6 protein-coding genes are annotated in these 8,502 nt (G+C 65.0%); 1 reads left to right on the top strand and 5 read right to left on the bottom strand.

Translation table 11 applies throughout. From position 1 onward, the window contains the following. The 5 genes from AC5JJ6_RS30450 to gor all read right to left on the bottom strand — a co-directional run. Positions 1–1,471 (bottom strand): NAD+ synthase (locus tag AC5JJ6_RS30450; protein ID WP_496045651.1); only part of this gene is annotated, 1,471 nt, incomplete at its 3' end. Between the two features lie 184 nt (positions 1,472–1,655). Then, positions 1,656–3,212 (bottom strand): protoglobin domain-containing protein, encoded by a 1,557-nt coding sequence (locus tag AC5JJ6_RS30445; protein WP_496045650.1) that lies wholly within the window; start codon positions 3,210–3,212, stop codon positions 1,656–1,658. A 180-nt stretch (positions 3,213–3,392) separates the two neighbouring features. After that, the gene (locus AC5JJ6_RS30440) at positions 3,393–4,544 is read right to left on the bottom strand and encodes a nicotinate phosphoribosyltransferase (RefSeq protein ID WP_496045649.1); all 1,152 of its coding nucleotides are present in this window, start codon (positions 4,542–4,544) and stop codon (positions 3,393–3,395) included. A gap of 48 nt (positions 4,545–4,592) precedes the next feature. Next, complete coding sequence (locus AC5JJ6_RS30435) at positions 4,593–5,981, bottom strand: class II 3-deoxy-7-phosphoheptulonate synthase (RefSeq protein WP_496045648.1); 1,389 nt, start codon at positions 5,979–5,981, stop codon at positions 4,593–4,595. 188 nt (positions 5,982–6,169) lie between these two features. Next, positions 6,170–7,549, bottom strand: coding sequence for a glutathione-disulfide reductase (gor, locus tag AC5JJ6_RS30430; protein ID WP_496045647.1), 1,380 nt, complete (start codon positions 7,547–7,549; stop codon positions 6,170–6,172). Positions 7,550–7,775: 226 nt separating this feature from the next. Here gor and AC5JJ6_RS30425 point away from each other — a divergent pair, with 226 nt between their 5' ends. Next, complete coding sequence (locus AC5JJ6_RS30425; protein WP_496045646.1) at positions 7,776–8,099, top strand: hypothetical protein; 324 nt, start codon at positions 7,776–7,778, stop codon at positions 8,097–8,099. The last annotated feature ends 403 nt before the right edge of the window (positions 8,100–8,502 follow it).

Genomic DNA, 8,502 nt, shown 5'->3' with positions numbered 1-8,502 from the left:
CCATGTCCTGATCGATCAGGCAGCGAAGAATATCGTCGAGAATGTCATAGGGCGGCAGGTTGTCCACGTCGGTCCGGTCGGGCTTCAACTCGGCGCAGGGCGGGCGGTTGATGACGTATTCCGGAACGACCCTGCCGGCGGGGCCGTGGACGCCCTCGGGCAAGGCCGCGTTACGCCAGCGAGCCAATGCCACGATATCGGTCTTGTAGAGATCCCGCAGGATTGCGAAGCCGTTGGAAACGTCGCCGCTCAGGGTGAAGTATCCGGCGTACAGGTCCGACCTGTTGAGCGAAGACAGCACCAGCGCGCCGAACTTGTTGGACAACTGCAACAGGGTCACGGCGCGCACTCGCGCCTGGACGTTTTCTTCCGTGACGTCTGGGTCCCGGCCCGCGACAAGGGGCGCCAGCATCGTCTCGAAAGCCTTGAGAGCCGGATCGATGACGATTTTTTCAAGCGTGCAGCCGAGCAGCTCCGAAACCTCATGGGCGTTCTGGAGGCTCTGCCGCGTCGTGACGGGGGATGGAAGAAATACCGGGCGCACCCGGTCGGGGCCGAGGGCATCCACCGCCACCGCCGCGGCCACCGCGCTGTCGAGGCCGCCGGACAGGCCGAGAACGACCGTCGCGAAGCCGTTCTTGTTGACGTAATCCCGCAGCCCCGATGTGAGCGCCTGCCAAACGGCTTCATGACCGGCTGGGGGTGGCGCCAGTTCGCCCTCCCTGCCCGTCCAGCTCTCGCCGTCACGCTCCCAGCGGGTCACCAGGAGGGCTTCCCGGAAGGCAGGGGCGTGCGCCTTCAGCGCACGGTCCGCACCCAGCGCGAAGGACGAACCGTCGAACACCAGATCGTCCTGACCGCCGATTTGGTTCACCGTGAGGAGAGGCAGGCCCGTCTCGGTCACGCGCGCGACCGCAACGCCGACCCGCCGGTCCAGGGCATCCGGAGCGAAGGGCTCGGCGGACAGGTGAACCAGCAGCTCGGCGCCGCATTCGCTCAGCGCCTCCGCGACGTCGGGTGTCGAGATGTCGTCGCCGACGAGCACGCCGAAACGCACACCCCGGAAGTTCAGCGGTCCCGGCACCGGTCCGACCGCGTATGCCGCAGATCGCTCCGCCGGCGCGACATGGCGGAATCGCACCGTCGCGATGGCACCGGCTTCGAGCAGCAGCGCTGCGTCATGAACCTTGCCGTCAGACCGCCAGGGCGCCCCCAGCAGCACGGCGGGACCGCCATCCGAGGTTTCAGCCGCGAACTCGCGGACCGCGGCCTCGATCGCATCCAGGAAGAAGGAGCTTGTCGCGAGTTCGCCCAGAGGACAACCGGTTACCGAAAGCTGCGGGCATACTACCAGGTCGGACGATCGAGCCGCCGCTTCGGCCCGCGCGGCTCGGATCCGGCCGATATTCGCCGCGATCGCACCGACTGTCGGGTTGATCTGGGCCAAGGCGATGGCGATGCGGTCTGTCATGGCACGCGGGCTCCCGGGGTATCGTCGCCGGCGAAGGTATCAGTCATCCCCGCCCTGTCAATCCTCGCCACCGGCCTTCCCGACATGCCGACGGCAGGCGGTGAGGGAAGCCGTCAGGCAGCGGCCGATCCCGTCACCCGCAGGACGCCGGCCACCTCGGCGGGAGTGAGCACGCGTTCGAATTTCAGGTGCGTCGCGCTCTGGTCGGCCGAGAGGATCTGCCCCCGCAATCCTCCCGAAGGCCCGGCAGGTTCAGGTCGATCCGTCCACCGCTCGTTCCTTCGACGAAACCGACCAGGGCGGCGCCGCCGGCCGACAGGTTGATCATCTGGACATTGCGGCTGGCGCCGCCGCTGGAGACGGAGACCTGAAAGCTGACCGGCCTGCGCTGATGAATGCGCCGGTCGAATACCTTGTGGGTCCGCATCGTGCTCATCAGACGATCGATCTCGTTCTGAAGGCTGCCGACCTGGTTCGTCATCGTCCCGGTAACGCTGTGCACCTCGTGCATCAGGTCCGACGCCTGACCCGTGTCATGGGCGACTTCCGTGATGTTGCTGGCGACCTGCCGGGTTCCGGCGGCCGCTTCCAGCACGCTTCGGCTGATCTCTCCGGTCGAGGCCGTCTGTTCCTCGATCGCGGCGGCGATCCCGGCGGAAATCCCCTCCACCTCATGGATGACGCCGACGATGGTCTGGATACCGGTGACCGCCTTCTCGGTTTCCGCCTGGATGCGGGAGATCTGGGCGGAAATCTGCTCGGTCGCACGAGCCGTCTGGTTAGCCAGCGCCTTGACTTCGTTGGCGACGACGGCGAAGCCTTTGCCGGCTTCGCCGGCACGGGCGGCCTCGATCGTCGCGTTGAGTGCCAGCAGGTTGGTCTGGCTCGCGATCTCGTTGATGACGCGGACGATCTGGCCGATTTCGCCGGCGGCCTGGGCAAGGCCGTTGACGCTGTCGTTGGCGGCGGCTGCCTGATCGACCGCCTGCCGCGTGACAGTGCGCGACTCGTTGACCTGGCGGCTGATCTCGGACACCGAGGCGGACAGTTCCTCACCGGCGGCGGCAACCGTCTCGAAGCTGGCGGTAGCTTGCTCGGCGGCCGATGCGACGGCGACAGCGTTGCCGGCGACGCGGTCGATCGCTGCCGAAGTCCGGCGCGTGACGTCGGCGACATGGCCGCCGCTCTCGGCGACATGGCTTACGACGGAGTGAACTTCAGTCTCCAGGGTATCCGCGAGTTGCCAGAGTTCCTTCTGGCGGTTCTCGTCACCGGATTCGATGTAGCAGGAGATCGCAAGGTCCATGTCCAGGGAAACCGTCTGGACGATAGCGCGCAGCACGCTTTTCAATCTAGCCGGCTGCCAGCGGTACTTGTCCACCGCTGCGGCCATCAGTTCCGTCATCGCAAGGGCGTAGCCGCCGATATACCAGCGCGGCTCCAGACCGATCCGCTGGTGCGTCGTGCCGATCGCAACGGTATGTTCGAGCTGTGCTTCATCGAAGGTACCCGCGAACAGACCGGTCCAATGCCGGCTCTGCGCGCTCTTCAGGTGATCGATCGGTACGCCGGACAACATGGCGCGGGTATCGGGATTGGCTGCCATGTGGGCGTAAAATCGCTCCATGAGCTTTGGCAGCGTCGCTTCCAGGATGGGAGTGAAGTTCCTGAGCGCCTCGCGGGTTTCGTCATCGATGCCCAGAAAGGTCAGCCGTACTTCACGATCCAGTTTATTCGCCATCCTGTTTCCGCTCCCCAAGGTCGACTGCGCCAGTTCATGCAATCCTGAGCGGGTTCTATGACCAAAGCATTACAACGGGAAGGGAAAATACGACCTTCGGATGGAAAATTTCCGTTCCGCCGCCTGGATGCGATCGGTTGGCGGAACAGAAATGACAGCGAGGCTTCCTGAGCGGTACGGCTATTTCCTGAACAGGAACTCGCGGCCTACCTTGACGCGCTTCTCACCGTCATATTCGATGATGTCGGCGGTCGCGTAAGTTTCGGTCCAGCGCTCCGGCAGATAGCTGCCGGTGCCGATCACGTCGATCGGCGCCTGCGCTTCCGCCATGATACGGCACTTGGCGGGACTGAAACCGCTGCTGGCGACGATCTTGACCTTGTCGAAGCCGGCCGCGTCCAGCGCGTCGCGCAGATGGAAGATCGCAGCCGCGGAAACTCCGGTTCCGATCAGGTAGCGAAGCTGGGTCTCGTCCCGGTAGCCGCGGATCGCCGAGGGAACGTGCTTTTCCAGCACGGCATAGGAGCCCGGCGGGTCCAGCCCTTCGATGAAGCGTCCGCCCGGCGTATCGATCCGCATGCTGAGGCGGCCGGACGCGGCAAGCTCCGGCAGACGGCGGCAGACTTCCAGGCTGTCGGTCACTTCCCGGCCGAAATAGTCCACCAGCACCGTCAGGGCCTGGTCGGGGAAGGTTTCGTGGAACATCTCTGCGGCGCGTGCGGTCGAGCCGGCATAACCGATCAGCGCGTGCGGCATGGTGCCCATGCCGGCGGTGCGGCCGAAGTAATGAGCGGTGGCGTCCGTGGCGTTGCCGATGAAGCCGACGGCGCCGACTTTCCGGGCCGCCCGCGCCGAACCGACGCTGGCCGCATAGGCCATGATCTCAGCCATGTCGGTGCCGGCGCAGTGCCGGGCGTCCATGGCGAGGAAGGCGACCTTGGGCAGGTCCGCGCACATCGTGAAGGCGTTGTAGGCCGATACGCAGGCGGGACCCAGCTTCATCAGGAGCAGAGTCTCCAGGTCGACCAAATGGTAGAGCGGACCGGAGATATACAGGATCGGTTCGCCGGCGCCGACCCAGCGGCCCTCCCGATGGATCAGGTCGATCTCGACTTCGAATCCGCGTTCGCGGGCGACACCCTCGAGCCACTCCACCGCCAGCCGGGGGGCCGATACCACCGGCCGGCGCATGAAGATCGCGTATGTGACCCGCTTGTCGCCAAAACGGCCCACAGTGGCCTTGGTCCGCAGAAAGTAGGTGTCCGTCCAGCGGGCGATGTCGGCGACCGATGGATTAAGGCGTTGCGGTTTGCTGTCTTCCTGGCTGTCCAAGGTCTTGCTGCTCTTGTTGATGCCGTTACCGGGCCGATTTTTACCAGGTCACTCCGCAGCGGCTGTCCGGCGATCCCGATCCTGCTGCATGCGGCTTCCCTTCAGACCCTCGGCGATCAGGAACGCCAGTTCAAGAGCCTGACTTGCATTGAGCCGTGGATCACAGTGGGTATGGTAGCGCTTGGCCAAGGCGTGGTCGGTGATCGCCTGGGCGCCGCCGGTGCATTCGGTCACGTCCTGGCCGGTCAGTTCGAAATGGACGCCACCGGGGTGCGTGCCTTCGGCCTGATGAACGGCGAAGAAGTCCTTCACTTCCGACAGGATACGGTCGAACGGGCGGGTCTTGTAGCCGGTCGAGGACTTGATCGTGTTGCCGTGCATCGGGTCGCAGGCCCACACGACCACCCTGCCCTCTTTCTGGACCTTTCGGATCAGGGCCGGAAGCTTGTCCTGGACCTTCTCGAAGCCCATGCGGGCGATCAGGGTCAGCCGGCCCGGCTCGTTCGCCGGGTTCAGCATGTCGATCAGGCGGATCAGCTCGTCCGGGTCGCTGGTCGGACCGCATTTCAGGCCGATCGGGTTCTTCACACCGCGCAGGAACTCGACATGGGCATGGTCGGGCTGGCGGGTGCGGTCGCCGATCCACAGCATATGGGCCGAGACGTCGTACCAGTCGCCGGTCGTGCTGTCGATGCGCGTCAGTGCTTCCTCGTAGGGGAGCAGCAGCGCTTCGTGGCTGGTGAAGAAGTCGGTCTCGCGCAGTTGCGGCGTGGTTTCGCCGGTGATGCCGCAGGCCGCCATGAAGTTCAGCGTCTCGTCCAGCCGGTCGGCGAGGTCGCGGTAGCGCTCGCCCGCCGGGCTGCGCTCGACGAAGCCGAGGTTCCACTGGTGGACCTTGTGCAGGTCGGCATATCCGCCCTGGGCGAAGGCGCGCAGCAGGTTGAGCGTGGCGGCGGACTGGTTGTACGCCTGGACCATGCGGTCGGGATCGGGTTCGCGCGAGGCGGACTCGAAGTCGAAGCCGTTGATGATGTCGCCGCGGTATGCCGGCAGTTCGACGCCGTCGATCGTTTCGGTATCGGCCGAGCGCGGCTTGGCGAACTGGCCCGCCATGCGGCCGACCTTGACCACCGGCGTAGCGCCGCCGAACGTCAGCACGACCGCCATCTGGAGCAGGACGCGGAAGGTATCGCGGATGTTGTTGGGATGGAATTCGGCAAAGCTCTCGGCGCAGTCGCCGCCCTGGAGCAGAAACGCCTTGCCGCCCGCGACGTCGGCCAGGGCCGACTTCAGGCGCCGCGCCTCTCCGGCGAACACCAGCGGCGGGTAGCTGGACAGACGCTGCTCGGCCGCGGCCAGTTTGGCCTGATCGGCATAGAACGGCATCTGCTTGACAGGCTTCGAGCGCCAGGTGTTGGGAGTCCAGCGTTCGGCCATTGTACCATACCTCCACAGGGACCGGACGGCTTTGCCAAAGGCCCGGTCAATTATCGTTTATCCAAGACGTCTGGCTATACTTGGTTCAGCCAGCGTTTTCCACACTAAACAACCTCCGGCGACTCGAGGGCGGGCATGTCCTCCGCACACGGGTTGGACATGGGGGATGGACATGCCGGAAGACCCGGTTATTCGGCCGCCTGCCGCTGTGTGGGATCGGGAACCTTGTCGCGCATCGTGACGAATTCTTCCGCCGCAGACGGGTGAAGCCCGATCGTGCGGTCGAACTGCCGCTTGGTGGCGCCGCAGTTCATGGCGATGGCAAGGCCCTGGACGATTTCCGGAGAGTCCGGACCCAGCATGTGGGCACCCATGACCCTGTCGCTCTTGCGGTCCACCACGAGCTTCATCAGCGTCCGTTCGTCCCGGCCGCTGATGGTGTTCTTCATGGGCCGGAACGCGCTCTTGTAGACGTCGATCTCGCCGCAGATCTGACGGGCCTGGGCCTCCGTCAGACCGACCGTCCCGATCGGCGGGCTGCTGAACACGGCGGTCGGGATGTTGGAGTAATCGACTTCCATCGGGTTGTCGTTGTACGTCGTCTCGACGAACGACCTGCCCTCGGCGATGGCGACGGGCGTCTGGGCCACCCGGTTGGTGACGTCGCCGACCGCATAGATGTTGTCGATATTGGTCCGCGACCAGGAATCGACCTTCACGCCGCCCTTGGCGTCCATGACGACGCCGACTTCCTCCAGGCCCAGGTTGCGGGTGTTGGGCACCCGGCCGGTCGCGGCGAACACCAGTTCCGTCGGGTGCCGCTCGCCGGACTTGGTGACGACGCAGTAGCCGTCGTCCAGCTTTTCCAGGCGGTCGAGCTTGACGCCGGTCAGGATCGTGATGCCGCGCTTCGTCATCTCCTGCGCCAAGGCCTGACGGATGTCGTCGTCGAAGCCGTTGAGCAGGTCGCCGCTTCGGATCATCATCGTGACGTCGACGCCGAGCGCATTGAAGATACCGGCGAACTCGACCGCGATATAGCCGCCGCCGACGATCACCATGCGTTTCGGCAGTTCCTTGAGGTCGAGGGCCTCGTTGGAGCTGATGGCGTGTTCGAAGCCCGGAAGGTCGGGGCCGATCGGATGCCCGCCGACGGCGATCAGGATCGTCTTGGCGGTGTAGCGGCGGCCGGCAACCTCGACGGTGTGGCGGTCGATTAGGCGGCCGAACCCGTCGAACAGGGTGACGCCGGCCTTCTCCAGCATGCCGATATAGATCCGGTTCAGGCGGTCGATCTCGCGGTCCTTGGCGTCGAGCAGCTTGCCCCAGTGGAATTCGGGGATCGTGGCGTCCCAGCCGTAGCCGACGGCGTCTTCGAAGGCGTCGCGGAACTGGCCGCCGTAGACCAGCAGCTTCTTCGGCACGCAGCCCCGGATGACGCAGGTGCCGCCGACCTTGCTCCCTTCACAGATCGCCACGCGGGCGCCATAGGCCGCCGCACGCCGGCTGGCGGCAACCCCGCCCGACCCGGCGCCGATGGTGAACAGATCAAAATCATAGGAAGCCATCGTCTATTCCCTTCCCCCAACAACCATATCAGAAGATGCCTTAGCCTAATGCAGATGGCGATGGAAGGCACAAGACGGAAGCGGCCGCATCCGCATAGCTCCCGCGCCGGGCATGGATGGAGACTTCCGGCCAAGCCCGGCCCTGACGTATGATGCGCCGCGGTAGCCTCATGCACAGGGCGGACCGGCTATTTTTTTCCCGGCCGCCGTTCCGGGGGATCGGACGATGGACCACCGTGACGCCTTGGCGCCCCTGATCGAGCTCGTCGGCGTGTTCGCCGGATCGGCCGCCAGTCCGCTTACGGCTGCCGCCATCCTGATCCTGGCGCTGTGCCTGAGCCGCTATGGCTTGTATCTGATGCTCGCGGCGGCGGTCGGCATGTCCGATGGCGCCTTCGGGGAGGTAACGGGGGTCACGACCGTAGGGCTGATATTCGGGACGCTGATCGGAGCGGCGGCTACCCTGCTTCAGGCATGGTGCGTCTGGCCCGTCGTGTCTGCGATGAAGAGCATCGGGGGAGCCATCGTCCGGAGGTTCGGCCCGGACTGAAAGGCAGCGGCTGAAGTTTCGCGGCCGTAGAAATGAAACGGGCCGCCCCCAGGGGACGGCCCGTCTCAACCATGGTGCAGCCGGTGTCAGCCGCGTGATTCGGTCGGTGCCTTCTGTCCCTGTTCAGCGGACGTGCCGCCTGCAGGGGCTTGGGCGGAGTGGGTCGTGTGCGAAGGGCAGGCACTGGCGACCCCAGCCATCAGAAGAGCCGCGATACCGAACAGAGCGGCAGTCACAGGCTTTGCTCCATGAGACATTGGATCACCTCCTTTCCGTTGTTTGCATATGCGGAGATGGTCGCACATCCGGAGACGCCGTCAAGACCCATAATGCTCCACCGATCAGCAAAAAATCGGGACCAATGAATGAACTATCGTTGTGAGAGGCAGCAAATGACACCAAC

This window comes from Skermanella sp. (genome assembly GCF_059503625.1).
This window is presented reverse-complemented; position numbering and strand designations above follow the sequence as displayed.